A 26,484-nucleotide genomic window follows, 5' to 3' on the forward strand; every position below is an offset into this window, starting at 1 on the left:
GTCAATTGATTGACATCTGTCTGAATCAGTAACGAATCAGCGGTTAAGGTTATACTTACGCATTTTCTCAACCAGAGTCGTACGCCGCATTCCCAGCATGTCTGCAGCGCGGGCAACCACCCCATCCTGGGCTTCCAGCGCCTGGTTGATCATATTGATTTCCACATCAGCCAGCAGTTCTTTGAGGTTCACCCCCTCCGGCGGCAGCTCCTGCGGATGATCGGCGCTTTCCTGTGAATCAAACCCCGCTTCCAGGCTGAAATCTTCAGAGAAAATGTCTGCAAGCGCATCCTGCTCCTGTTCCTCGATACTCTTGTTCGGCGCCAGATTCTCCGGCTGGAACTCAGGAATATCACTGTAGCGGTACTTGGTCGGAAGATGGTTTACATCCACCAGGCTGTTCGGGAACAGGATCACCATACGCTCTACCAGGTTCGCCAGCTCACGCACATTACCCGGCCAGTCATGCTCCATCAGGGAGTTGATCGCTCTTGGAGTGAAGCAAATTGTCTGCCCGCCTTCGGCTTCCAGACGCGCCATCAGTTCTTTGAGGAGCAGCGGAATGTCTTCCTTACGTGCTTTCAGTGCCGGCATATCAATCGGGAACACGTTCAGACGATAGTACAGGTCTTCACGGAAGCCACCGTCATCGATCATGTTCTCAAGATTGCGGTGAGTCGCCGCCACCACACGCACATTAGCTTTGACCGTGCTGTTGCCGCCAACCCGCTCAAAACAGCGCTCCTGCAGAACCCGCAGCAGTTTTACCTGCATCGGCATCGGCATGTCACCGATCTCATCGAGAAACAGGGTGCCGCCTTCGGCCAGTTCAAAGCGGCCTTTACGTGAAGTTATCGCACCGGTAAACGCACCTTTTTCATGACCGAACAACTCGCTCTCCAGCAGATCTGGCGGAATCGCACCACAGTTGATTGGCACAAACGGTCCGTTACGGCGCTCTGAATGGTAGTGAATGTTACGCGCCACCACTTCCTTACCCGTACCCGATTCACCAAGGATAAGCACATTGGCTTCCGTTCCGGCCACCTGCTCTATCAGGTGACGGACTTCCTGGATCCCGCCACTCTGACCAACCAGACTGCGGAACAGAGTGTTTTTGCGCCCGGCACCCACCTGACGCCCGTGCCTGCCCAGAAACTCCTGGCAGTGACGCAGGGCATCGCTTAACTGAGCATAATTGAGAGGTTGCTGGAGATCGCCAACAAAATGAGGGAACTCATCCACGCTCACATGCTGGTTACCAAGTGTCAGCAGGGGAATATGAACCGCACGCTTAAGGTGCGCACTGACATCCTGACTATCGCAGTCAGCTCTCAGGGTACCCAAAATACACCCAACCCAGGCGTCGGCCCACTTAATCTGATTAAGCTGATCCGAGCCCACTATCGTTGCGTGTTCACCGATAAATTCGAGAATAATCCCTAAATCGTGTTTGATCTGCTGATCATCTTCGATGACCAACAGCTTTGCCAAGCCCTGCATAGATGAAAAATATTGCCTTTATAATTTAGTCATTATTGTACAATTTAACTGCACTCACCAAAGTCACCGTGAATATTTGCCACCCGGGGCAGCAAAAACACCTCAACCTGGTTATTTTATGAGCACAAAAAATAGAGCCAACATAGGCTTGCGCTACATTGACTCTATTCTAAGAGAAAAAAAATATAAGGCAACCGACCCCTTACGCTCTGTGAGGTCTATTCGAAAACCGGCCGTTTGTCTTTACTGGCCAATTTCTGCTGCAGTCAGGTTATGAAACTCTGGTGGTATTTGATCCCAGGCTGATTTGATTTCGCGAATAATATCGATCACATCGTCAATCGGCTGAGGATCGTTTTTATGGTTCGCCTGAGTGATCTGAGTGATCATGAATTCATACAGCTGGTCCAGGTTGCGGGCGATATCGCCACCATCATCCATCGACAGGCACGAGCGCAGGCTGATAATGATATCCAGACCTTTACCCAGCCGCTCACCTTTCACTGCAATATTACCCTGCTGCATCGCGGCCTTACCCTGGATCAGGCGCTCAATCGCACCGGCCATCAGCATCTGGATGATCTTATGCGGAGAGGCGGCAGACAACTGACTGTCTACTGAAACCTTTTTGTAAGCCTGTAAAGAACCTCGCATGGTAATCCTCTCTGTTTATGAAAATTTCTTGTACAACTGTACCGACTTGTTTCCGTGCCGGTATTTTTTTAAATCGCTGCCGATCTTACCCGTCTTTTCCTGCATAAGGCGGACGATGCTGACAGTGCGTTTTATTGCCGCCTGCCACGCCTGTTTATCCACCTGCTGCGGCGATTGTTCTATATCGCGCAGGACAGTCGCCAGCAACTGTTCCCTTTTATCGACGAGATGAACAATTTCTTCAGTATTTATTTCATCTTTTTCCAGATTTGTCAGCAATAACTGATCGAGATCACTTAGCTGCGTCAAATTATCGCTCATAAATTCGCCTGTATTAACCTAATGCATTCATCATGCCAGAAAGTTGGGCCTGCATCTTACTGGTCGCATCCTGCATGGCGGCAAACTTATCATGCGTACGCTGCTGAAGACTCTCCATCCGGCGGTCCAGCTGTACCTGCTGATCATTGAGGCGGTAGTTTTGCTCGAACAGACTCTTCTCCCGGGTACGGATAGAGCCGGTCACTCCGGTCATGGAATGAATCGCGTCTTCAACCTTTTTGGCAAAGCCGTTATTGCCACCGAAAAAGTCACCTAATTTGGTGAAGTTATTCTGCAGCTGCTTGTCGAGCATGTCATAGTTGATTTCGAGGGTACCCTGACGGGTAGTGGTGATACCAAACTCGGTCAGGGTTTTCATGGTGTCCGGTGCGCCCTCTATTTTGGAGGTAAACACCGTCTTAAGCCGGGACTCTGCGCTGCGGACAATACTGTCACCAGCCAACGGCCCCGCGGTACCCGCTGCCGGATCTGAACCCGCCAGATCTTTGCTGACCTGATAGAACTGGTTATAGCTGGCAACGAAGTTCTCAATATCGCTGCGCACCCGCTCACGGTCATAGTCGATGCCGATTTCAGCTTTCTTTTTCGGATCCGATACCCCTTTCAGGGTCAGATCCACGCCCTGAATAGCGTCTTTGATGATGTTGTTGTCGCTGGAAAGCTGAGCAATGCCATCAAGCATCACCTGAGCATCCTGGCCTTTTTGCAGCTCATTCATGCCGCTGTAGCCGTTGAACGAACGTTCGGCCGAAGCCACCCGGTCCAACGCGTCCTGCAGCTCTTTTTCCCGCTCCGCCCTGGCGTTGGCGATCAGGATCGCATCACGCTCACGCGGGGTCACATAGGAATCATCCAGGGTACCGCCAGCGGTCGGGGTGTAACCTGGAATCTCTGAGGCTTTCTGCTCCTGATCTTCGGTCAGCGCCTCTTTCGAACCAGGCTTCTCGTAGGAATCAATCAGGGTACCACCGGCCGCTTCAGAGAAGCCCGGGATCTCATCTTCCGGCTGCGGACCGGCATCCGCCATCCCAAGGTCATCTTCCTGGCCTGGCAGGTTAACCACGTAAACCGGTGTGACACCATCCGGGGCTTTAGGAAAACGCTCCAGCGCCTGCTCGATCTCTTCCGGGGTATATTTGCTCTCAAGATCGGCAATATTTTGCCCATCTTCGGTCAGAATTGGGGAGGTTTGCAGTTTGGCGAGCTCAGCCTGCGCCTTTTCAAGGTCGCGCACCCGCTCTTCGAGGGTTTTATACTCCAGTTCAAGGAGTGGATTGCCAGGATCAGCGGACTCCGCTGACACATAAATCTGGTTTTCAACGCCGGATTTCTCCGAAGCTAAAATAAGGCGCTGCCCATCAACATCGTTAATGACAGCAGCGCGAACACCGGGATTGCCCTTCGCTGAGTTGATGCTTTTTACCACATCCATCAGCGTGGCGTTTTGTTTTACTTCGACAGTAAACTTCCCGTCACCTAAACGGATCTGCAGCTTACCAGAACCAAATTTGGTCTCCTCAGCAATCACGTTGGATCCCAACTTGTGATTCTGAGCAAGCTGCAACACATCGACAGAATACCTACCTGCGATTGCGTCCGTTGTGGCCGTAGCCGAAACGACTTCTTCATCAGAGGATTTTACAGAACGAACTGCAAAAGCCTTATCCTGACGAAACTGAGTCATCAGTGCCTTCATGGCATCCAGTGATTCCCTGAGCCGTCCGTAAGCACTGATGCTGGACTCAACTTTGGCGCGCTCATTATCGATACGTTGCTGCTTGGGTACGCGCTCCGCATCAACAATTTTGCTGACCATTCCGTTGATGTCCATGCCACCAGACATGCCCATCGGGTTTAAACTCATTTAACCACCTTCATGCCATCAGACCTTTTCCACAATTAAACCTGAGGAATTGGCCGCCAGGCGCCTTAAAATTTCAAGCATTTCTTCGCTCGGTATCTGTTTGATTATGTCGCCAGTATTTGCGTCAAATATGGTTACCACGTCCCGTCCAGATGCCTCGTCGAAACGAAAAGATAAACCTTTGTTGATAGAAGATATAAACTCGTTTATCTCCGCTACCCGCTTTTCCAACTCGTCTGCATTCAGTTTAGTTCTTTGCTCAGCAAAAACCTGTGCAGATTCGTTTTGCACGATTTCCCGTGGGTCGATCTCTTCGACTGCTTTCTTTTGCGCGTCAACACTGGATGCATCTTCAGCTTTAGAAGCAAAGTTCATGCCACTACCATAAGGCTGGGTTAGCGATGTGTAGGATGAAATGTCCATACGATCACACCTCCACCTTGTTTAGTGTGTTTCCGGTCGCCCTTCCACATGCTTCTTTAGTGCGAAGTATACCAGATTAACCCAACAAACTCAGTGCCGCGGATGGTGTCTGTTTTGCCTGAGCCAGAATAGACGTACTCGCCTGTTCCAGGATCTGAGACTTCGTCATTTGAGTCGTCTCTTTGGCAAAATCAGTGTCGCGGATGCGACTCATCGATGCGTTCACGTTTTCGTTGATGCTGTCAAGGTTATTGATAGCATGGTCAAACCGGCTCTGGAATGCGCCCAGTTCCGCGCGCTTACTGTCGACATTTTTCAGTGCGCCATCAATGATAGCCACTGCCTGCTGAGAACCTGCTACGGTAGTCACGTCCACGTTATTCACGGTCACGTCCTGCTCGTTAGCAATGTCCAGTTCAGTTGCCAGGGCACCACTGAAGGCAACGCTGCCTTCTACTTTCTGGCTGTGAGCAAAAATGCCCAACTTGCCTTCTTCGCCGACATAAGCTTTCAGGTAATCTTGCTGACCATTGATGAAGGTCGCCAGCTCCTCAACATCATCACCCGCCACGGCATTGATAGTAAGTGTCTGAGCAGTACCTTCTTTGTCTGTAAAATCAAACACAAGGTCATTATTTCCGGCTTCTACTTCCCAACTTGCGTCTTTCCCGACGTTAGCGGTATAGCTTTTTCCTCCCATGGAAGCATGGTCAGACCGGACATTACCCATTTGTAACACTACGGCTTCACCGGATGCGGCACCTATCTGGAACGACTGTTCCCCATAAGTTCCGTTCAACAGTTTGTTACCACCAAATGAAGTGGTTTCTGCAATACGATTTAATTCATCGTTTAGAGCCGATACCTCTTCCTGAATAGCAACCCGCTCAGAGCGGCTGTTGGAACCGTTAGCAGACTGGAGTGAAAGGTCTCTCATGCGCTGAAGGATATTGGTTGTTTCCTTCATTGCCCCTTCAGCTGTCTGGGCTATCGATATCCCGTCGTTTGCGTTTCGCACCGCCACGTCCAGACCGCGACTTTGTGAAAACAGACGATTGGATACCTGCAGACCAGCAGCATCATCCCGTGCGCTGTTTATACGGTAACCCGATGATAAACGCTCCATCGATCTGTTCATGTCTGCTGAAGCGTTGTTTAAATTACGCTGAGCAGTCATGGCAGACACGTTCGTGTTTACATTAATTGCCATAGTTGATCTCCTTTGACATTAAGGATGATGGCTTCGCGTCTCTCACCTCGCTCCACCATCTTCATTTCTCGCACACTCTTTAACGGCCGATGTCAGGAGTTCTTTAACAAAAAAATGCGTTTTTTTGAGTTTTTTTTACGATCAGTGGCGAAGAGGTCGCCAGACAGGTGATAGTTTAACCGGATGGTTAATCCATCATGTTGTTCGAAAAGAAGTATCGCCAGCTCTGTGGCGATCACTCTCTTTAGTGCAGCAAACTGGTCGCCGCTGACGGTAACTGGTTCGCCTGGGCCATGATCGCCGAAGACGACTGACTCAGGATCTGGGATTTGGTCAATGCTGTCGTGGTACGGGCAAAGTCCGTATCCATCAGCTGACCTTTGGAGTCGTTAAGATTGATCCCCATATTGCCCAGATTGGATACTGCATGCTCAAAGCGGTTGTGCAGTGTTCCAAGCTCTCCCCGTTCGGAGTCGACATACGCGAGCGCCGAATCGAGCAAAGCGATAGCATTCTGAGCGCCTCCGACGCTGGAGATATCAATATCATCCACCGTCATGGGCGTATCTTTTTTCAGTCCCAATTCAGCGGCGAGAGCGCCGCTAAATGAGAGGTCTGACTTTACGTCACGGTCAGCCGCCATCAGCTGCAGTTGTCCGTCTTCATTGACCGACGCACTGAGCTCTGTTGTCTGTCCGTTAATATAAGTCGCCAGTTCCTGGATATTGTCTCCCGCTTTGGCGCGTATCTGCACCGTCGCGGGTTTTCCGCCAATATCGGTAAACTGGATATTCAGCAGGTTGCCCGCTGAGGGCACAACCCAATCCTTGTCTTTACTACTGTCTGCTATATAAGTCACTCCTCCCATAGCTTGCCCGTCACTTCGCATATCAGCCATGGATACCATAATGGCGTCGGTATTTGGGCCGATATGGAACGAACGGGTTCCATACGTGCCGTTCAACAGCTTATCACCGCCGAAACTGCTGGTTTCTGCGATACGGTTAAGCTCATCGTTCAGTGCACTGACTTCTTCCTGCAGTGCCTCACGATCAGCGTGAGAGTTGTTACCGTTAGCTGACTGAATGGCTAAGTCGCGCATCCGCAACATAATGTCACTCGACTCTGCCAGTGCCCCTTCTGCTGTAGAGACCACTGACATGCCGTCATTAGCATTGCGAATTGCAACATCAATTCCGCGAGTTTGTACCTGGAGACGATTGGCTATTTGCAGCCCGGCTGCATCATCTTTCGCCTTATTTATCTTGCTTCCTGAGGCCAGTCGCTCCAGCGCTGTGTTGGCGTCCTGGTTGACCCTGCCGAGCTGGGACCTGGTTGCCATCGCAGTTACGTTGGTGTTCACCGTCAGTGCCACATTCCGCTCCTGATAAAAAACTTAAGATGGTTGTGAGAGAGAGCTCCACATCGGTGCCCAGCGTGAGCTGAGCGGGCGATGGGATGACGACTTGTCCATCCGACTATGCCGTTAGGCCAGCCGTCTAATCCCAGTGGAGTCAGGTGATCAGGCCAATATCTGACCACCCTGATCCGCCCTTAGAATCTCAATTCAGCCTTAGCCAAGAAGCATTAATGCTGAATTTGGAGATTGCTTTGCCTGAGCAAGAATCGAAGTCGATGCCTGTTGCAGGATTTGAGACTTGGTCATAGCCGTGGTCTCTTTCGCAAAGTCGGTGTCTTTGATCCGGCTCTTAGACGCATTCACGTTTTCGTTGATGTTGTCTAAGTTATTGATCGCGTGGTCGAAACGGTTCTGGAATGCACCCAGTTCAGCGCGGTGGCTGTCTACGTACTTCAGTGCCGCATCCACAACTGCTACAGACTGCTGAGCACCTGCTACAGAGGTAACGTCGATATCATCAACCGTGGTTGCCTGCGCAGCACCCATTGCCAGGTCACCGCCCAGTGCGCCACCAAAGGTAACATCGCTGGTTACTTTATTGGTGTCTGCAAAAATCTGCAGGTTACCGTCGTCACCGACAGAGGCTTTCACCGCATCGGTCTGACCGTTGATGTAAGTGGCCACTTCTTCGATGTCATCGCCGACTTTTGCGTTCACGGTTACGGTCTGGCTTACGCCATCTGCATCGTCAAACGTCATGGTGATGTCTTCTGTACCCGCCGCAACGGTCCAGTTTGCGTCTTTCGCTGTAGCAGCTACGTACGACTTACCACCCATCTCAGAGATGTCTGAACGCATGCTCTTGATGTTCAGGTTTACCGCTTCACCACTGTCTGCACCGATCTGGAACGCAGAGGTTCCGAAAGTGCCGTTCAGCAGTTTGTTACCACCGAAAGAGGTGGTTTCAGCCACGCGGTTCAGCTCATCGTTCAGCGCGGTGATCTCTTCCTGAATCGCTACGCGGTCTGCTTTACTGTTTGAACCGTTAGCCGATTGCAGGGACAGGTCACGCATACGTTGCAGGATGTTGGTGGTTTCTTTCATCGCACCTTCGGCTGTCTGTGCCATGGAAATACCGTCATTAGCATTTCGCACTGCCACATCCAGGCCGCGACTCTGGACGTTCAATCGGTTTGAGATTTGCAAACCGGCTGCATCGTCTTTTGCACTGTTGATTTTGTAACCAGATGATAGACGTTCCATTGATGTATTCAGATCACTTGCTGCATTGCTTAAGTGACGCTGAGCGGTCATCGCGGACACGTTCGTATTTACTGTCATAGCCATGGTGATTTCTCCCATTGATTTTCCGTTAAGGGCGGTTTCCGACGTCTCGGAAAACCAACTAGTTCTCTCAAAGTCATCTTTTATATCGACTTAGTATCTATTTACTTTAGATTTTTCTGAGGAATATTTGTTTTTATGTCAATTTCAGCCACTTAAGAGCAATTAATAAAAACAAAAACAAAAGAAAGGAGATTAGAATCACAAAATCATGAAGTTATGAATTTATAAATCCAATTTAAGCTCAGTTTCTTCAGATACACTGAACCCCTGCCGGGCAGGCAGTAATAACAGGATCGCCAGACACATCAGCGGCAGAAAACCGTGATGACAGCGGGTAAAAACCAGGCATGAGTCAGCCGGATCTCCGGTGCTGGCTGTAGCAGGGTCACGTGTACGGCTTTCCTTAGTGCGGCATCAGCACGCAACTGGCTATCCGGCGGTGAACCTGCGTATCACCACTTCTTTCAGTGCTCAGGCTGCTGGCGTCTGTCACGCCCAGTCAGCACGCTGTAGCGGTCCTGAAAGAAGGATTTACGGGTATCAGACTGTAATTACCTTTTCCCTGTGTGACTGCAGCTGCGCCCTTGCGCGCCACCAGCCTGCAGGTTAAAAGTGTTATGCTCTCTGCATGGTTTACTCCTGTGATCCGGTTTCACCGCCAAATGTGGCGGTACCCTGTTTTGCGCGCACCACTTAACAAATGGTGCCTGCAAAACAGACTGAGCTCTCACTCACTTTTGGTTAAGGTTCCCGGCCTTCAGCAGTACTGAAAACCGGCAACCCGGGATGTTCACCGCCTCATGGTCTGGTAAACATCCCCCTTTTATATTGCTGATTAACCCAGCAGACTCATTGCAGCATTTGGTGCCTGCTTGGCCTGGGCCAGAATCGAGGTCGATGCCTGCTGCAGGATCTGCGCTTTGGTCATTGCCGTGGTTTCGCTGGCGAAGTCGGTATCTTTGATCCGGCTCTTCGATGCGTTCACGTTCTCGTTAATGTTGTCCAGGTTACTGATCGCATGGCCGAAGCGGTTCTGGAATGCACCCAGCTCTGCCCGGTGGCTGTCCACGTACTTCAGTGCTGCATCGACAATCGCGACCGACTCCTGAGCCCCGCCCACCGTCGTCACATCGATGGTATCGACCGTGACATCTGCCCGTTTGGCGATACCCAGGTCTGTAGCAAGCGCGCCACTGAAGGTCACATCACCATCAATCTTGTTGTTACCACCAAAGACCTGCAGCTTGCCTTCCTCATTTACTGAGGCTTTCACCATATCGGTCTGACCGTTGATGTAAGTCGCCAGCTCTTCGATGTCATCGCCCACTTTGGCGTTCACCGTAATGCTCTGCGCCTGGCCGTCCACATCGGTAAAGGCCATGGTGATCTCGTTGGTACCGGCCTGCACTTCCCAGTCTTTGTCTTTACCATTCGCCGCCTGGTAGCTGGCACCGCCCATCATGTTGTTGTCTGAGCGCATGTCTTTCAGGCTCAGCATCACGGCTTCACCGTTATCTGCACCGATCTGGAACGAAGAGGTGCCGAATGTGCCGTTAAGCAGGCGGTTACCACCAAAAGAGGTTGTTTCCGCGATACGGTTCAGCTCATCATTCAGCGCGGTGATCTCTTCCTGAATCGCGACGCGCTCTGATTTCGAGTTCGAGCCGTTTGCCGACTGCAGCGACAGGTCACGCATACGCTGCAGGATGTTGGTGGTTTCATTCATCGCACCTTCTGCGGTTTGTGCGATAGAGATACCATCATTGGCGTTGCGCACTGCAACTCCCAGGCCGCGGCTCTGAACATTCAGGCGGTTAGAGATCTGCAGACCCGCTGCGTCATCTTTTGCGCTGTTGATCTTAAAGCCCGAAGACAGACGCTCCATCGAGGTGTTCAGGTCGCCGGCTGCGTTGTTCAGGTGACGTTGTGCTGTCATTGCTGCTACGTTGGTGTTTACTGTCATGCCCATAGTGGTATCTCCAATTTGATTTTCCGTTTGTCGCGGTTTCCGTGTATCCGCGGTATGCGCAGTGACGGAAAACCAATTCGTTAGTGTCTCTCTGTGTTACTTACTTTAACGGCTCATTCCGCCTTTTCTTTAACCAGAAACTGCACTTTTTTTGGACACAAACAACCCTGACCAGCAAATTGCCAGTCACGCCACATTATTTACAATAAACAACCAGAAAAACCTCAAGTTAATACCAGGTTTTCCGATATAATCGCCCGCGTAATTAATCAGCAGAAAAACAGCCGCGATTAATTGCACGTACTCTCAGCCCGCCCGGAAAAACGGAGCGGGATGATCACCTCAGCGCCTCCGGAATTCTCCGGCGGCGCAGGGAATAAATTACTTAGCCCAGCAGACTCATCGCTGCATTCGGCGCCTGCTTGGCCTGGGCCAGAATCGAGGTCGATGCCTGCTGCAGGATCTGCGCCTTGGTCATCGCCGTAGTTTCGCTGGCGAAGTCGGTATCTTTGATCCGGCTCTTCGACGCGTTCACGTTCTCGTTGATGTTATCCAGGTTGCTGATCGCATGGCCGAAACGGTTCTGGAACGCACCGAGCTCTGCACGGTGACTGTCCACGTATTTCAGCGCGGCATCAACAATCGCCACCGACTCCTGAGCGCCACCCACACTGGTGACATCAATGGTATCGACGGTCACATCGGCACGTTTGGCAATACCCAGATCGGTCGCCAGTGCGCCACTGAAGGTCACATCGCCATCAATCTTATTGTTACCGCTGAAGACCTGAAGCTTGCCCTCTTCGTTCACCGACGCTTTGACCATATCGGTCTGACCGTTGATGTAAGTCGCCAGCTCTTCGATGTCATCGCCCACTTTGGCGTTCACCGTAACGGTCTGCGCCTGACCATCCACATCAGTAAAGGCCATGGTGATTTCATTGGTACCGGCCTGTACTTCCCAGTCTTTATCTTTACCGTTGGCCGCCTGGTAGCTGGCACCGCCCATCATGTTGTTGTCTGAGCGCATGTCTTTCAGGGTCAGCATCACGGCTTCACCGTTATCTGCACCGATCTGGAACGAAGCGGTACCGAACGTGCCGTTAAGCAGGCGGTTACCACCAAAAGAGGTTGTTTCCGCGATACGGTTCAGCTCATCGTTCAGTGCGGTCATCTCTTCCTGAATCGCCACGCGCTCAGATTTGGAGTTAGAGCCGTTGGCCGATTGAAGAGACAGGTCACGCATACGCTGCAGGATGTTGGTGGTTTCGTTCATCGCACCTTCTGCGGTCTGCGCAATAGAGATACCATCATTGGCGTTACGGACAGCCACACCCAGACCACGGCTCTGTACATTCAAACGGTTAGAGATCTGCAGACCCGCTGCATCATCTTTAGCACTGTTGATCTTGAAGCCCGAAGAAAGGCGTTCCATCGAGGTGTTCAGGTCGCCTGCAGCGTTGTTCAGGTGGCGCTGCGCAGTCATCGCAGCAACGTTGGTGTTAACTGTCATTCCCATAATGGTGTCCCCAATTTGATTTTCCGGTTTAAACGGTTCCCGCCGTCGCGGAAAACCAAAGTTGTCTCTCTCAGTGCTTTTTATAACGGCACGCCATGGGCAAACTTTAGATATTTTTCGTATTTAATCCAGTTTATTTACCAAAGCCATTTAATTAACAATAAACAAACCAAAAAGAACAAAAAAAGAGCGCATAAGGCGCCCTTTTTGATTTTTTTATTTAAAAGCTCAGTTAACCAAGCAGACTCATCGCTGCATTCGGTGCCTGTTTCGCCTGAGCGAGGATAGAGGTCGAGGCCTGCTGCAGGATCTGCGCCTTGGTCATCGCGGTGGTTTCGCTGGCGAAGTCGGTATCTTTGATCCGGCTCTTCGAGGCGTTCACATTCTCGTTGATGTTATCCAGGTTGCTGATCGCATGGTCAAAACGGTTCTGGAATGCACCCAGCTCTGCGCGGTGGCTGTCCACATATTTCAGCGCGGCATCGACTATCGCAACGGACTCCTGAGCCCCGCCCACTGTGGTTACATCAATGGTATCGACGGTGACATCAGCACGTCTTGCAATACCAAGGTCGGTAGCCAGTGCACCACTGAAGGTAATATCGCCGGTAATCTTGTTGTTACCACCAAAGACCTGCAGTTTGCCTTCTTCACTGACGGACGCTTTCACCATATCGGTCTGACCGTTGATATAAGTTGCCAGCTCTTCGATGTCATCACCCACTTTCGCATTCACCGTAATGGATTGCGCCTGGCCATCCACATCAGTAAAGGCCATGGTGATTTCGTTGGTACCGGCCTGTACTTCCCAGTCTTTATCTTTGCCGTTGGCTGCCTGGTAACTCACGCCACCCATCATGCTGTTGTCACTGCGCATGTCTTTCAGTGTCAGCATAACGGCTTCACCGTTATCGGCACCAATCTGGAATGCGGAGGTGTCAAAGGTACCGTTCAGCAGGCGGTTACCACCGAAAGAAGTGGTTTCTGCAATACGGTTCAGCTCATCATTCAATGCGGTGATCTCTTCCTGAATCGCAACACGCTCAGATTTAGAGTTCGAGCCGTTAGCTGACTGCAGCGACAGGTCACGCATACGCTGCAGAATATTGGTGGTTTCGTTCATCGCACCTTCAGCGGTTTGTGCCATAGAGATACCATCATTGGCGTTGCGCACTGCAACTCCCAGGCCGCGGCTTTGGACATTCAGACGGTTTGAAATCTGCAAACCCGCTGCGTCGTCTTTCGCGCTGTTGATTTTAAAACCAGATGACAGACGCTCCATCGACGTATTCAGGTCGCCGGCGGCGTTGTTCAGGTGACGTTGTGCTGTCATCGCTGCTACGTTGGTGTTTACTGTCATGCCCATAATGATTGCTCCAATTTACTAATCCACTGTTGTATTTCCCGCGGTAGCGGAAAACCAATACGATGTTCCTCTCCCTGTATTTAACGTAACGGCACCGGGTGGAAAAACTTTAACCAAAAACCGGAGATTTTTTATCAGGCAGCAAAAAGCCGCGGATTTCCCCGCGGCTGTTTTACGTCTCTTCTTATATACAGAGGAGTCGTTAACCCAGCAGGCTCATCGCTGCGTTTGGTGCCTGCTTCGCCTGAGCCAGAATCGAGGTCGATGCCTGCTGCAGGATCTGAGACTTGGTCATCGAGGTGGTTTCTTTCGCAAAGTCAGTATCTTTGATACGGCTCTTCGAGGCGTTCACGTTCTCATTGATGTTATCCAGGTTGCTGATCGCGTGGTTGAAACGGTTCTGGAACGCACCCAGCTCTGCACGGTGGCTGTCCACATACTTCAGCGCCGCATCGATGATAGCCACAGATTCCTGAGCACCACCTACTGAGGTTACGTCAATGGTATCAACGGTCACATCACCGTTTTTCGCCATACCAAGGTCAGTCGCCAGTGCGCCGCTGAAGGTCACATCACCGCTGATCTTGTTGTTGCCGCCAAACACCTGCAACTGGCCATCTTCATTGACAGACGCTTTCACCATATCGGTCTGACCGTTGATGTAAGTCGCCAGCTCTTCGATATCATCACCCTCTTTGGCATTCACAGTGATGCTCTGCGCCTGGCCATCCACATCGGTAAACGCCATGGTGATTTCGCTGGTACCGGCCTGTACAGTCCAGTCCTTGTCTTTACCGTTCGCCGCCTGGTAGCTGGTGCCACCCATTTGCGCGTTATCACTGCGCATGTCTTTCAGGGTCAGCATCACGGCTTCACCGTTATCCGCACCGATCTGGAACGAGTTGGTACCGTAAGTGCCGTTCAGCAGCTTGTTACCACCAAAAGAAGTCGTCTCTGCGATACGGTTCAGTTCGTCATTCAGCGCCGTTACCTCTTCCTGGATAGCGACACGCTCTGATTTTGAGTTCGAACCGTTAGCAGACTGAAGCGACAGGTCACGCATACGCTGCAGGATGTTGGTGGTTTCGTTCATCGCACCTTCAGCGGTCTGTGCGATAGAGATACCGTCGTTGGCGTTGCGCACAGCAACATCCAGGCCACGGCTTTGTACGTTCAGGCGGTTGGAGATCTGCAGGCCTGCTGCGTCATCTTTCGCACTGTTGATTTTGAAGCCTGATGACAGGCGCTCCATTGATGTGTTCAGGTCGTTTGCCGCGTTGTTAAGGTGGCGCTGTGCCGTCATCGCTGAAACGTTGGTATTTACTGTCATGCCCATGGTGTTACTCCAATCTGATTTTCCGTACTGCGGCTTCCGCCACTGCGGAAAACCAAGTTGATTCGTTTATGATGCTTTTAGTAACGTCAGCAGGGCGAAATCCTTTAGTTTTTTTTGAGAAAAAATTCTCTTTAGCGGTTTAAGTGGACAGTTTTCATTCAAACAGACGTAATTGATGATTTTTTTCTAAAGTCAGGGAAAACGATGCCGATACAGCATGCTTGCCTGCTATTCAGGCCCCGCAAATAAAGCCTTTCAGGTCATTTCTCTTATCACATCCCCTTCACTTCTGGTGTGCAAAAAAAACGCACTTTTTATCTCTTCTGCTATGCGAGCCGATCATAAGACGTAAGAAAAGTGTTAAATATGACACTCCTGATCAAAAAGCAGGGTAAAGAACGTATTGATACGAAACTGGAGGATGGAGGTCAACCGAGCAGCGTCAGCGCCAGGTTGGGGGCCTGTTTGGCCTGAGCGAGAATAGTAGTGCTGACCTGTTGCAGGATCTGCTGTTTAACCATTTGCACCGACTCGCGGGCAAAGTCCGTGTCTTTAATCCGGCTGTTGGAGGCGGCCAGGTTTTCATTGATGTTATCGAGGTTATTGATCGCGTGATCAAAACGGTTCTGATACGCACCAAGCTCTGCCCGGTTACTGTCGACGTATTTCAGCGCCTGGTCAATCACAGACACTGCACGCTGCGCGCCACCCACATCGGTGATCCTGATACTGTCGACGGTTTCCATCACAGGGCCGGTCATACTCAGCGAGTCTGCCAGCACGCCGCTGAATGCCAGGTCTGTGGCCGCTTCATCACCGGAAACAAAGATCTGCAGCTGGCCTTTATCATTCACCGAGGCAGAAACTTTATCCGTCTGACCATTGATATAGGTCGCCAGCTCTTCAATGTCATCCCCGGCTTTGGCATCAATGGACAGGCTGACTGCCTCACCACGCCGGTTGGTGTAGCTGATGGTAAATTCCGTCGCCGTGGGACTGACCTGCCAGCTCTTGTCCGCCATGCCCTGGGCAATGTAACTGAAACCGCCCATCGACAGCGTATCAGAGCGCATGCTGTTCAGCCCTACCGTTACCGCCTCACCGGCACTGGCACCTATCTGGAAAGAGGCGTTGCCGTAAGTTCCGTTCAGCAGACGCCGGCCACCAAAAGAGGTGGTCTCAGCGATCCGGTTCAGCTCATCATTGAGTGCGGTAAACTCCTCCTGCAGCGCCTGACGCTCTGCCGAACTGTTCGAACCGTTTGCCGACTGCAGGGAAAGATCCCGCATCCGCTGGAGAATATTGGTGCTCTCTTTCATCGCCCCTTCAGCGGTCTGCATAATAGAGATACCATCATTGGCGTTACGCACAGCGACATCCAGACCGCGCATCTGGGTTTCCAGGCGGTTGGAGATCTGCAGGCCGGCGGCGTCATCTTTGGCACTGTTGATCCGGCTCCCTGAAGCAAGCCGCTCCAGAGACTGGTTCAGTGCCTGAGTCGCCACGCCAAGATTGCGCTGCGCGACCAGGGCCGACACATTGGTGTTAACAGTAACTGCCATTCTTTCTCATGCATAGTCTGAGGTATCGCCTGTTTTTCGGCCAACAACGGCCAAACTTTAGCGATTTTTGGCAAAAAAATAGCCCGCAGAGGCGGGCTATGATTCAAACATTTGTTTCTTATGCGATTTTCATCGCTTTCAGCATTTCAGCTGACGGCGAGAAGAAGTAAGCACCAGTCACCGCACGGGTAAAGCGCAGCAGGGCGTCCGTGGTGCCGTCGGTCACGCCGTACATACTCTCCAGCATGGCAGTAAAGTTATGACGGGTCTGACAGTAAGCGATAAACAGCAGGCCATGCTCACCGGATACGCTGCCATAAGGCAGGCTGTGACGAACAATCTTCAGCCCTTTGCCCTCTTCTTTGATATCCACCCGGCCTACGTGCGAATCCTTTGGCACATCATCAAGTTCAATCGAGTCCGGCTTGGTACGGCCGATGATCTTTTCCTGCTTCTCAACCGCCATGCGGTTCCAGGCCGGCAGCTGATGGACAAAGCGCTGCACCATCACATAAGAACCACCCGCCAGCGGGCCGTCGTTAATCAGTGCCACTTCAGCGCGCTGCTCACCCTGAGGGTTTTCGGTGCCGTCGATAAAGTCAGTCATATCACGGCTGTCCAGGTAGCGGTAGCCATAGGTCTCATCCACCACTGTCACGTCTTCTTCAATCTCAACCATCAGTTTACGCAGCAGGTAAAAATGCAGGTCATGGCGGTGGGAGTGGCAGTGGATCAGAACATCCGCTTCAGTAGACGGAGCATGAGCGTCACCCTCGCCCAGCTCAGGAAACGCGGTCAGCTCCCCTGGCATTGGCTGGTCAGTCTGCTGCCAGAAACCGTGACCAAAGGCCACACTCAGTTTCAGGTCAGCCTGAGGCTGATGGTGGTTAAGCATTTCCACCATTTCCGGCAGAGCCTGCAGGCGCTCCAGTACCTGGCCGTGATTGGCGTTAACTTTCAGCAGCACATACAGGGCAAACGGGCCCGCATCCGCGACTATTGCAGGTTGTGACTTCGACATAACATTCTCACATTTATTATTAATATCAGGTTTTCTTACTTTAAAGCTTGCATCGATAAACAGGTTTTCACCCGTTTGCTTTTATACAAAAACAGCAGATACCACATCAGCCCGGCTGCAGTCAGCGCCAGCGGCCAGCTGAACTGGTGCTGGGACTTCATAATCTGCCAGACAGTCTGGCCAAGCTGCAATACCACCAGGCCCATTGAAATCCCGCGGGCAGTAGCCATAATCCGGTTCACCCACATGCGATCCGGATGACGCAGGCCTATCAGCCACATCATGGCTATCGCCGGCAGACCCATTACCAGCCCGAGATAGAGTGACTCACGTACAGGATAGATCATTTCCAGCAGGCGGCTGCCCGATTCACGGCTGACCCCGGCGATCACGAAGACAACCCAGGCCTTGGCAAGCAAAAACCAGCCAAGCCACAGCCAGACCGGGGGCTTTAAAAATCCATGTTTATCATACTGCTCTATAGGATAACGCACGCTTACCTCATTTACTAAATAGTGTTACTCTGATCCGGTCTTTAAACAACATACTGCATCCATGAAACAGAAAAAAGTGCAGCCTTCGGCGGAAACCCAGACCGAAGCGATGAAAATTGCCAAAGCGACCCAAAAACCCGGCCAGACCAAAGAGCAGACCAAACTGATCGCTCAGGGTATCGAAAAAGGGATCGCCCAATACAAGAAGCAGCAAAAAGAGCGTCAGCGCCAGGCCGACAAAGCCAAAAAGAAAGAGCGCAGGCTCAAGCAGCAGGCCGCAGATACGCTGTCAGCAGATGCAGAGATGACCGAATCGACCGTGGAATGCCGTCAGTCAAAACTGGCCTGGATTCTGCTCGCACTGAGCTGGGCTGGCTTTGCCGCCTTTATTCTGAACGGCGGTGCGTGATGAAAGCGCTTTGTACCGGAGCCATGCTGCTGGCACCTCTGTTGCTTGCGGGCTGTTCGACGCCGGTAAACCGCACCAATGAAGATGCCCGCCAGATCAGCGTTCTCAGCCCGGAGCAGCTGCAGTGGAATCAGTGCGAATACATCACCGAACTGACCGGCAGTGAAGGCCACTGGTACACCTATCTGTTTTACAGTAACGATGCCATGGTACAGGGCGCGGTGAACGAACTGAAAAACAAAGCGCTGGAAGCCGGAGCCAATACCCTGGTGGTTCACCCGCCCCACTACTTTGTTACCTCAGTCACCCTGCTCGCCAGCGCCTGGCGCTGTGAAACGCACAAACAACCATAAGCGGCCCAGGCAGTTATAAACAGCACAAGCACCAGATAAACAAAAAGCCAGCATCACTGCTGGCTTTTATTATCCGGATGTTCAATTTGACAGCCGACGCCCTAGAAACCCAGCGTCGAAGCGATCTCCTTTTCCCGATCCATCACCCATTGGCTGTCGAAAGGTCCCCAGTCAGACAGCTGGTAGTAACCGTCGTTGTGACGGCGGCCGTCCTGAATAAACATCAGTTCGATACCCAGCCCCGGCAGGGCTTTGATCACATCCTGAATGGTCCGGCGTGGCCAGCCTGTTCTTTCAATTAACTTAGGGACATTTGGTCTTTCAAGGCTCTCGACCAGCAAGGCTAAATACAGGCGCCTTGCAAACACAGGATTCAACTCCATTGATACCTCCTAAAGCTGTGCTACGCCCATTATTTCCGTTCTGACAAAACAGGTGTTGCGTTTGATCAAATTTGATCACTTTCCCGCCCGTATTGAGTCCAAATGGCGACAAATCCAAATAGTTTTGTATCAAAGTTTGTAAATTTACTTCATTTTGTCTCTTCCGGCTTTGCGCCTTGCTCCCCGGAGATAAACTGATAGGATGAATGTCACAATTACAAAAAACGCTTTCAAAGGATTTATTATGGCCATCACTATGTACGGCATTCCCAACTGTGACACGATTAAAAAAGCCAAAAAATGGCTTGAGGGTGCCGGTATTGAGTATGACTTTCACGACTACCGCAAGCAGGGCATCGATACAAACCTGGTAAGCCGGTTCTGCGATCAGCTTGGCTGGGAGCAGGTGCTCAACAAACGCGGAACCACCTACCGTGGCCTTACTCAGGAACAAAAAGAGAACCTGAACGCACAAAACGCCATTTCACTGCTGACCGAACACCCGGCCATGATCAAACGCCCGATCCTGGCGGTGGACGGTAAGCTGCACCTGGGTTTTAAACCCGAACAGTACACCCAAATTTTTCAGTAATAAGGATATTCAAGGATGACAGACAGCCCGGTTTTAGCACTGGCTAAAGACCTTATCAGCCGCCGCTCAGTCACACCGGAAGACGCCGGATGCCAGCCAATGATGATTGAACGCTTAAAAGCCCTCGGTTTTGCAATCGAGGTGATGGTATTTGAAGACACCACCAACCTGTGGGCCCGCCGCGGTACCCAGGCACCGCTGTTCGCTTTTGCCGGGCATACCGATGTAGTGCCTGCCGGTGATGAGTCGCTTTGGCATACCCCGCCGTTTGAACCCACCATCATTGACGGCCACCTGCACGGACGCGGCGCGGCAGATATGAAAGGCTCACTGGCGTGTATGCTGGTTGCCGTCGAGCGCTTCATTGAGGAAAACCCGGATCATCAGGGCTCGATTGGCTTTCTGATCACCTCAGACGAGGAAGGCCCGTTTATCAATGGCACCACCCGGGTGGTCGATACCCTGATGGAGCGTGATGAGCTAATCGATATGTGTATTGTCGGCGAACCATCGAGCACCCATCACGTGGGTGACGTAGTTAAAAACGGCCGCCGCGGTTCGCTGACCGGAGAGCTGAAAGTCAAAGGGGTGCAGGGACACGTGGCCTATCCACATCTGGCGGTCAACCCTGTTCACCTCTCCCTGTCTGCGCTGGCCGAACTGGCTGCCACCAAATGGGATGAGGGTAACGAGTTCTTCCCGCCAACCAGTTTCCAGATCCCGAACCTGCACGCCGGTACCGGTGCCAGCAATGTGATCCCGGGCGAGTTCAACGTTCAGTTTAACTTCCGCTTCAGCACCGAGCTGACCTTTGAAGAGATAAAACGCCGGGTACATTCAACCCTGGACTCTTACGGTTTTGACTACGAGCTGGACTGGATCCTGAACGGCAACCCATTCCTGACCGGAACCGGTGAACTGCTCGATGCGGTGGTCGCCGCAGTAGAAGACATTAACCACCAGAAACCGGAACTGCTGACCACCGGCGGTACCTCAGATGGCCGCTTTATCGCCCGTATGGGCGGACAGGTGATCGAGCTTGGTCCGGTGAATGCCACCATTCACAAAGTGAACGAGTGCGTTAACGTGGCTGATCTTGAAAAACTGACCGACATGTATCAGAAAGTGCTGGAGAAGCTGCTGACCAATGACGCCTGATGCCCTGTGCGGTCAGACCCGCTCACACCTTCGCCCGCTGACACTCGGCGGGCAGGAGATCCTGGCTCACCCGGATGCCCACGCCGCGCTCGCCACACTGACAGAGCGTGCCGCCAAAGCGGGGTTTGAGCTTGCCATCGTCAGCGGGTTTCGGGACTATCAGCGCCAGGCCGCGATCTGGAATGCCAAGTTCAGCGGCGCACGTCCGGTGCTCGACTCAAACAGCCAGCCACTCGATACCAGCCTCCTCAGTGACAGTGAAAAGATCACCGCAATCCTGCGCTGGTCGGCCCTGCCCGGTGCCAGCCGCCACCACTGGGGGTGTGATTTTGACCTCTGCGCCAAAAACTGCCTGCCAGAAGGCGTCAAACTGATGCTGGAACCCTGGGAATACCTGGAAGGCCACCAGCAGGCATTTTACCAGTGGCTGCGTCAGGCCATGCCAGAGCTGGGCTTCTTTTTCCCTTATGACCGGGATCGGGGCGGTGTTGCCCCTGAGCCGTGGCATATCAGCTACGCACCAGTCTCTGGCCCGGCCCTTACCGCCCTGACTCCTGAGATACTGACCACAGCCCTGCGCCGTGATCCCATCGCAGGACTGGACGCGGTGGAGAAAATGCTGCCTAATATCTATACGCGCTTTATTACCAATACGGGAGCTGCATTATGATGGAATGGCTGACCAATCCCTGGGTGATCATCACCATAGTGGTTGCGGTAGTGGTGGGCAATATCGCGGCACTGAAGTACACCGCCAAAATGAAATTTGAGCCCGGTAAAAGAGAAAAAGATCTCGACCGGCTCAATGCGCTGGACAAACAGCTGGATGCGTATCGCGACAAAGAAAAACGCAAAGAGTAAGCCTGAACACAGCGTAAAATAAGAGCATTAAAAAGGGACGCATCATGCGTCCCTTTCTCATCACCTTAAACGGTTACTTATCTTCTTTTTCAGCGTGGTCTCTGGCCATTTTAGCCAGCACCGGCGCCATCTCAGCAAGAACGGCTTCCGTTACCGGCTTATCAGACGAATCAGTGATGTTAATCGAAGTCCGGTTATCCAGATCACCGATCAGGAAAGTGTACTTCTTGCCGCTCAGGTCATAAGGCTTCACGCCTACACTCTGCCAGAACTCGCTGTCCGGCTCGCTGTAGGTCACCTTCACCACGCCCTGAGACTGGTTGCGCTCTTCAATGGTAAAGCCCATTGCCGGCAACAATTCAGGCAGGCGCTGCCACAATACGCTAAACGGCGCACGGGCAATAATCACCGGCAGACCGCTGCGGTCTTTACCCAGGGTCACCGGAATATGCTTCACCAAATCCTGGGCACGCAGCGCCGCTTCATCGCGGATACGCTGGTCGTAAGCCGACATCACCAGGTTGGTCATCAGAATGTTGTAACGCTCTTTATCCACCGAAGAGACAGGCATGGTCTTACCGCCTTCACGCCAGTCGATCAGCGTCAGCTTAAAGCCAAAACGGCGGTTGGCCTCAAAACGCTCCAGCAGATAACGGCTGCCGATTTCAGCGTCTTCGTCATCAGAAGTCCAGCTCACCCAATCCGTTTCCACACGATTGTCGCTCTGCTCACGCAGGGAGATCTGGCGGTCTTCCAGAATATCCATCGCGGTCTGCCACAGCTTGTCTGCGTCTTCCTGTTTGATCAGCCACAGCGTCACTTCCTGGTTTTGCAGCTCGGTGCGCGCACCCGGAATAAGCTCAAGCACCTGCTGAGGCGGACGAATATCCACACCGGCACCGATCTCACCTTTATAGTCCCCGGCAGGGATATCGTAATCAGGGTAGAACTGAGGCGTTGCGCCCTGAGGCAGCGCCAGAGCCTTAAGCGCCGGGGTCTCAAGATATTGAAAATCGTCTTTGGCCTGGCGTCTCTCCGCCGGCGCGCTGCTGCATGCGCTGAGAACGAAAACAGCCAGTGAGCTGGCCACTAGCTGAGCAGAAAACTTCATTGGTACTCCTAGTTTACTTTTATCCGGCCAGGCCGGATTCTGACCGGGACAGTGTTACTGCCCCGGTTTTCCATCAGATCAGTTGCGCGTCTGTCATCGCCTGACGCAGTGCAGGTCTTGCACCTTCCGACAGCTCTAGCAGAGGCAGACGCAGGCCGCCATGGGCGATCAGACCCAGCTCATGCGCCACCCATTTCACCGGGCTCGGGCTGGATTCGATAAACAGATCCTTGTGCAGTGACATCAGACGCTGGTCAATCTGCTGCGCGGCTTCAAACTCGCCATTCAGCGCCAGTTTGAACATTTTTGCCATGTCCGCCGCCGCTACGTTCGCGGTCACCGAAATCACGCCCTGACCACCAAGCTTAACAAATTCAAGCCCGGTCGCATCGTCACCACTTAGTAAGATAAAATCTTCGCCGCAAAGTTCACGGTGAATTGAAACCCGTGCCAGATCGCCGGTCGCATCTTTCAGCGCCACAATCTTATCCAGCTTCGCCAGACGGGCTACAGTCTCAGGCTGCATATCGACACCGGTACGGCCAGGAACGTTGTACAGGATCACCGGCACATCGCTCACTTCTGCGATGGCTTTGTAGTGCTGATACATACCTTCCTGGGTCGGCTTGTTGTAGTACGGAGTGACACTGAGACAACCGGCAATACCCGAGCCACGCAGCAAACGACTGAAGGTTACCGCTTCATGGGTCGCATTGGCGCCCGTACCCGCAATAACCGGAACGCGGTCTTGTGCGTATTCCACCGTTTTCTGCACAACTTTAACGTGCTCTTCAACCGTCAGAGTCGCTGACTCTCCGGTGGTCCCAACAGCAACAATTCCATCTGTTCCTGCAGCGACATGATACTCAACCAGTTTTTTCAGGCTATCGTAATCCACCTCGCCTTCAGCATTAAAAGGGGTTACCAGCGCAACCAAGCTTCCTGAAAACATGTCTATCTCCTTTTTTCTCAATTCCTGCATGGTACTGTAACAGGGTTTAATAAAACAAGGCCTGTACTGCCCTTAGTTGACAAAGTCTTGTCAATAATTGGAAGTTATCCATACTATTGAGCGCCAAAGGATAAAAAGCATCACTTTTCATACTCAGGCCGTGAAATTTCCGCTGCTTTGTTCACCGCGATTTGGTCAGTGTGCTACCATGCCAGAAAACACTGCTGTGAAGAATCAATGGAAATGCTCAATCATCTGGTGATCACCGCTGTCGGCACGGACCGCCCGGGGATCAGTAACCAAATCACTCATCTGGTAACCGAGTCGGGTTGCAACATCGTTGACAGCCGTATCGCCAATTTCGGCAGCGAGTTTACCCTGATCATGCTGCTCTCCGGCAGCAACAACGCCCTGACACGGGTTGAAAGCACCCTGCCCCTGCTCGGCCAGCAGCAGGATCTGCTAACGGTGATGAAGCGTACCCGCACGCATCAGGAAAACGACTACAGCTACCGCGCTGAAGCGTTTGTCGAATCCGAAGACAAACCAGGCCTGACTGAGCATTTCACTTCTTTTTTTGCCGGCCGCAACATCGGCCTCTCCACACTCAGTGCCCAGACCATTGATAAAGAGGAAGCCGGCAAATCCACCGACCAGTTCTATATCTCCATCGCCGCTCAGGTCGACAGCGACTGTAACCTGATGCAGCTGGAAGAAGATTTTCAGGCCCTGTGCAGCGAGCTCAACGTACAGGGAAATCTGAATTTTATTAAAAAAAGTCAGCCATAAAAAAAGGACAGTTCAATGAACACACTTACCGCAGGCACGCCCGCTCCGGCGTTCTCCCTGCCCGATCAGGACGGAAACAGCGTCTCCCTCTCCGACTTTGCCGGAAAGAAGGTACTGTTTTACTTCTACCCAAAAGCCATGACACCAGGCTGCACCGTACAGGCCCAGGGTCTGCGCGACATTAAAGCCGAGCTGGATAAGCACAACGTAGTGGTACTGGGCGTCAGCATTGACCCGGTAAAACGCCTGGGTAAATTTATCGAACGTGACCAGCTCAACTTCACCCTGCTGTCAGATGAAGACCACGCGGTCGCGGATCAGTTCGGTGTGTGGGGCGAGAAAAAGTTCATGGGTAAAATCTACGACGGCCTGCATCGTATCAGCTTCCTGATCGATGAAAACGGCGTGATTGAGCAGGTATTCAATAAGTTTAAAACAAAGACACACCATGAGGTGGTACTGGATTACCTGAGCCAGGACGCTTAACCACAGACAAAAAAAAGAGACTGCCAGCTGGCAGTCTCTTTTTTTTGTCTCTGTCACACTTCAGGTGGCGGCGTTTTGACTGGCTCAACATCCGGCAGGGCGTTAAATACCGCTTTAACCAGGGTGGCCAGAGGAATGGCAAAGAACACGCCCCAGAATCCCCACATGCCACCAAATACCAGCACTGCAACAATGATCGCCACCGGGTGCAGGTTCACCGCTTCCGAGAACAGAATAGGTACCAGCACGTTGCCATCCAGCGCCTGGATAATACCGTAGGCAAACAGCAGCCAGTAAAAGTCCGAACCCAGTCCCCACTGGAACAGACCCACGATGGCCACAGGCACCGTTACGGCAGCCGCGCCGATATACGGGATCAGAACAGACAGACCAACCGCCACCGCCAGCAGCACAGAGTAACGCAAATCCAAAATGGCAAAAGTCACATAACTGACCCCGCCCACGATCAGAATTTCCATCACCTTACCGCGGATATAATTGGAAATCTGCTGGTTCATCTCGCGCCATACTTTGGTCGCCAGACGGCGATTCTTCGGCAGGATACCACTGGCAATTGACAGCATCTCCTGCTTGTCTTTCAGCAGGAAGAACACCAGCAGCGGCACCAGGATCAGGTAGACCGCCAGGGCAGCCAGGCTGACCAGAGATGTCAGCGAGCCCTTAACCACGTTCTCACCCAGGGTCAGCACTTTATTTTTGGCGTTGGATGCGATGGTCTCAACAAGGTGCATGTTGGCCAGCTCCGGGTAGCGCTCCGGAATGGTGGCAATAAACTTCTGCAGCCCGTTATACATATTCGGGATATCGTTAATCAGATTCCCAACCTGATTAACGATGGTCGGAACCAGACCAAACACGGCCAGCAGAGCGAGGCCGAGAAACAGCATCACTACCAGAGGCACCGCAAAGCTGCGCGGAAGCCCCAAACGGGTCAGCTGAGAGACCGGCCATTCAAGCAGATAAGCAAGCACGATAGCCACCAGCAAAGGCGCAATCAGGTTGCCGAAAAAGTAAATCGTTGCAAAACCAAAAACCAGAATGGCAACCAGGCTGACCGCGTGCGGATCAGAAAATCGGCGCCGGTACCAGCTGCTGAGCATATCAAACATGAGCAGGCAGTCTCTCTACAATTAAAAGCGATAGCGGGTGTTGCTGTTCAACACGAAATGAATACGGGTGTTGGCCCAGGTAGCGTAACATATCACGCAACGAGGCCGGATCGGAAACGATAATCGTCAGGCGCTGGTCCGCGCTCAGTTTGGTCACTTCTCTTTTCATCAGCAGCAGACTCATCGGGCAGCGCTGCGCCGTTAAATCCAGGCTCAGTTCAGTCATTATTGGTTCCGGTCACAACCTGACATCATTCTGACACCATTTCGGGGTCAACAGGTAAATATTT

General features: G+C 52.2%; 28 protein-coding genes. 8 read left to right on the forward strand and 20 right to left on the reverse strand.

The window, feature by feature from the left end; genetic code table 11:
- Positions 1–36 precede the first annotated feature (36 nt).
- From ACVB80_RS19700 to ACVB80_RS19770, 15 genes are all read right to left on the reverse strand, one after another.
- Complete coding sequence (locus tag ACVB80_RS19700; protein WP_481082990.1) at positions 37–1,503, reverse strand: sigma-54 dependent transcriptional regulator; 1,467 nt, start codon at positions 1,501–1,503, stop codon at positions 37–39.
- Positions 1,504–1,746: 243 nt separating this feature from the next.
- Positions 1,747–2,157 carry a flagellar export chaperone FliS gene (gene fliS / locus ACVB80_RS19705; RefSeq protein WP_481082991.1) on the reverse strand — a complete coding sequence of 137 codons (411 nt, stop codon included), beginning with the start codon at positions 2,155–2,157 and terminating at the stop codon, positions 1,747–1,749.
- 15 nt (positions 2,158–2,172) lie between these two features.
- Positions 2,173–2,478 carry a flagellar protein FliT gene (locus ACVB80_RS19710; protein WP_481082992.1) on the reverse strand — a complete coding sequence of 102 codons (306 nt, stop codon included), beginning with the start codon at positions 2,476–2,478 and terminating at the stop codon, positions 2,173–2,175.
- A gap of 13 nt (positions 2,479–2,491) precedes the next feature.
- Positions 2,492–4,363 (reverse strand): flagellar filament capping protein FliD, encoded by a 1,872-nt coding sequence (gene fliD, locus ACVB80_RS19715; RefSeq protein WP_481082993.1) that lies wholly within the window; start codon positions 4,361–4,363, stop codon positions 2,492–2,494.
- Between the two features lie 18 nt (positions 4,364–4,381).
- The gene (locus tag ACVB80_RS19720; RefSeq protein ID WP_481082994.1) at positions 4,382–4,786 is read right to left on the reverse strand and encodes a flagellar protein FlaG; all 405 of its coding nucleotides are present in this window, start codon (positions 4,784–4,786) and stop codon (positions 4,382–4,384) included.
- 76 nt (positions 4,787–4,862) lie between these two features.
- Positions 4,863–5,996, reverse strand: a complete 1,134-nt coding sequence (locus ACVB80_RS19725) for a flagellin (RefSeq protein ID WP_481082995.1) — start codon at positions 5,994–5,996, stop codon at positions 4,863–4,865.
- A gap of 244 nt (positions 5,997–6,240) precedes the next feature.
- Positions 6,241–7,371, reverse strand: coding sequence for a flagellin (locus ACVB80_RS19730; RefSeq protein ID WP_481082996.1), 1,131 nt, complete (start codon positions 7,369–7,371; stop codon positions 6,241–6,243).
- A gap of 198 nt (positions 7,372–7,569) precedes the next feature.
- Positions 7,570–8,703: a flagellin gene (locus tag ACVB80_RS19735; protein WP_481083054.1), complete on the reverse strand. Its 1,134-nt coding sequence runs from the start codon at positions 8,701–8,703 to the stop codon at positions 7,570–7,572.
- Between the two features lie 835 nt (positions 8,704–9,538).
- Positions 9,539–10,672 (reverse strand): flagellin, encoded by a 1,134-nt coding sequence (locus ACVB80_RS19740; protein WP_481082997.1) that lies wholly within the window; start codon positions 10,670–10,672, stop codon positions 9,539–9,541.
- 385 nt (positions 10,673–11,057) lie between these two features.
- Positions 11,058–12,191, reverse strand: a complete 1,134-nt coding sequence (locus ACVB80_RS19745; RefSeq protein WP_481082998.1) for a flagellin — start codon at positions 12,189–12,191, stop codon at positions 11,058–11,060.
- Between the two features lie 232 nt (positions 12,192–12,423).
- The gene (locus tag ACVB80_RS19750; protein WP_481082999.1) at positions 12,424–13,557 is read right to left on the reverse strand and encodes a flagellin; all 1,134 of its coding nucleotides are present in this window, start codon (positions 13,555–13,557) and stop codon (positions 12,424–12,426) included.
- Between the two features lie 202 nt (positions 13,558–13,759).
- Complete coding sequence (locus ACVB80_RS19755) at positions 13,760–14,893, reverse strand: flagellin (protein WP_481083000.1); 1,134 nt, start codon at positions 14,891–14,893, stop codon at positions 13,760–13,762.
- A gap of 428 nt (positions 14,894–15,321) precedes the next feature.
- Positions 15,322–16,455, reverse strand: coding sequence for a flagellin (locus ACVB80_RS19760; RefSeq protein ID WP_481083001.1), 1,134 nt, complete (start codon positions 16,453–16,455; stop codon positions 15,322–15,324).
- A 118-nt stretch (positions 16,456–16,573) separates the two neighbouring features.
- The gene (locus ACVB80_RS19765; RefSeq protein ID WP_481083002.1) at positions 16,574–17,476 is read right to left on the reverse strand and encodes a Dyp-type peroxidase; all 903 of its coding nucleotides are present in this window, start codon (positions 17,474–17,476) and stop codon (positions 16,574–16,576) included.
- A 35-nt stretch (positions 17,477–17,511) separates the two neighbouring features.
- Positions 17,512–17,970, reverse strand: a complete 459-nt coding sequence (locus ACVB80_RS19770; protein ID WP_481083003.1) for a DUF2919 domain-containing protein — start codon at positions 17,968–17,970, stop codon at positions 17,512–17,514.
- A gap of 61 nt (positions 17,971–18,031) precedes the next feature.
- Here ACVB80_RS19770 and ACVB80_RS19775 point away from each other — a divergent pair, with 61 nt between their 5' ends.
- Both ACVB80_RS19775 and ACVB80_RS19780 read left to right on the forward strand, forming a co-directional pair.
- On the forward strand, positions 18,032–18,379 hold the full coding sequence (locus tag ACVB80_RS19775) for a DUF2956 domain-containing protein (RefSeq protein WP_481083004.1): 348 nt from the start codon (positions 18,032–18,034) through the stop codon (positions 18,377–18,379).
- The gene (locus ACVB80_RS19780) at positions 18,379–18,732 is read left to right on the forward strand and encodes a DUF4156 domain-containing protein (protein ID WP_481083005.1); all 354 of its coding nucleotides are present in this window, start codon (positions 18,379–18,381) and stop codon (positions 18,730–18,732) included. Before ACVB80_RS19775 ends, ACVB80_RS19780 begins: the two co-directional genes overlap by 1 nt.
- Positions 18,733–18,833: 101 nt before the next feature.
- Here the strand turns inward: ACVB80_RS19780 and ACVB80_RS19785 are convergent, their stop codons facing one another.
- Positions 18,834–19,115, reverse strand: a complete 282-nt coding sequence (locus tag ACVB80_RS19785; RefSeq protein ID WP_481083006.1) for a winged helix-turn-helix domain-containing protein — start codon at positions 19,113–19,115, stop codon at positions 18,834–18,836.
- 244 nt (positions 19,116–19,359) lie between these two features.
- Between ACVB80_RS19785 and ACVB80_RS19790 the strand changes: the two genes are divergently transcribed.
- From ACVB80_RS19790 to ACVB80_RS19805, 4 genes are read left to right on the forward strand one after another with little or no spacing between them, the layout of a single operon-like run.
- Positions 19,360–19,707, forward strand: a complete 348-nt coding sequence (locus tag ACVB80_RS19790) for an ArsC family reductase (protein ID WP_481083007.1) — start codon at positions 19,360–19,362, stop codon at positions 19,705–19,707.
- Between the two features lie 15 nt (positions 19,708–19,722).
- Positions 19,723–20,865: a succinyl-diaminopimelate desuccinylase gene (gene dapE / locus ACVB80_RS19795; protein ID WP_481083008.1), complete on the forward strand. Its 1,143-nt coding sequence runs from the start codon at positions 19,723–19,725 to the stop codon at positions 20,863–20,865.
- A complete protein-coding gene (locus ACVB80_RS19800; protein ID WP_481083009.1) occupies positions 20,855–21,535 on the forward strand; it encodes a M15 family metallopeptidase in 681 nt (226 codons plus the stop codon). Before dapE ends, ACVB80_RS19800 begins: the two co-directional genes overlap by 11 nt.
- Positions 21,532–21,726 carry a DUF2897 family protein gene (locus ACVB80_RS19805; protein ID WP_481083010.1) on the forward strand — a complete coding sequence of 65 codons (195 nt, stop codon included), beginning with the start codon at positions 21,532–21,534 and terminating at the stop codon, positions 21,724–21,726. Before ACVB80_RS19800 ends, ACVB80_RS19805 begins: the two co-directional genes overlap by 4 nt.
- 73 nt (positions 21,727–21,799) lie before the next feature.
- Here the strand turns inward: ACVB80_RS19805 and bamC are convergent, their stop codons facing one another.
- Together bamC and dapA are read right to left on the reverse strand one after the other, a co-directional pair.
- The gene (gene bamC / locus ACVB80_RS19810) at positions 21,800–22,837 is read right to left on the reverse strand and encodes an outer membrane protein assembly factor BamC (RefSeq protein ID WP_481083011.1); all 1,038 of its coding nucleotides are present in this window, start codon (positions 22,835–22,837) and stop codon (positions 21,800–21,802) included.
- Positions 22,838–22,910: 73 nt separating this feature from the next.
- Positions 22,911–23,789, reverse strand: a complete 879-nt coding sequence (gene dapA / locus ACVB80_RS19815; RefSeq protein WP_481083012.1) for a 4-hydroxy-tetrahydrodipicolinate synthase — start codon at positions 23,787–23,789, stop codon at positions 22,911–22,913.
- A 243-nt stretch (positions 23,790–24,032) separates the two neighbouring features.
- Between dapA and ACVB80_RS19820 the strand changes: the two genes are divergently transcribed.
- Entirely contained in the window at positions 24,033–24,578 is a 546-nt protein-coding gene (locus tag ACVB80_RS19820; protein ID WP_481083055.1) for a glycine cleavage system transcriptional repressor, read from the forward strand.
- A 15-nt stretch (positions 24,579–24,593) separates the two neighbouring features.
- Positions 24,594–25,064, forward strand: coding sequence for a thioredoxin-dependent thiol peroxidase (bcp, locus tag ACVB80_RS19825; protein ID WP_481083013.1), 471 nt, complete (start codon positions 24,594–24,596; stop codon positions 25,062–25,064).
- Between the two features lie 53 nt (positions 25,065–25,117).
- Here the strand turns inward: bcp and ACVB80_RS19830 are convergent, their stop codons facing one another.
- Positions 25,118–26,194 carry an AI-2E family transporter gene (locus tag ACVB80_RS19830; RefSeq protein WP_481083014.1) on the reverse strand — a complete coding sequence of 359 codons (1,077 nt, stop codon included), beginning with the start codon at positions 26,192–26,194 and terminating at the stop codon, positions 25,118–25,120.
- Complete coding sequence (locus tag ACVB80_RS19835) at positions 26,187–26,420, reverse strand: sulfurtransferase TusA family protein (RefSeq protein ID WP_481083015.1); 234 nt, start codon at positions 26,418–26,420, stop codon at positions 26,187–26,189. The genes ACVB80_RS19830 and ACVB80_RS19835 overlap by 8 nt, the downstream gene beginning before the upstream one ends.
- Positions 26,421–26,484 lie beyond the last annotated feature (64 nt).

It is taken from the genome of Vibrio sp. 9-16B-A1, from assembly GCF_056726165.1.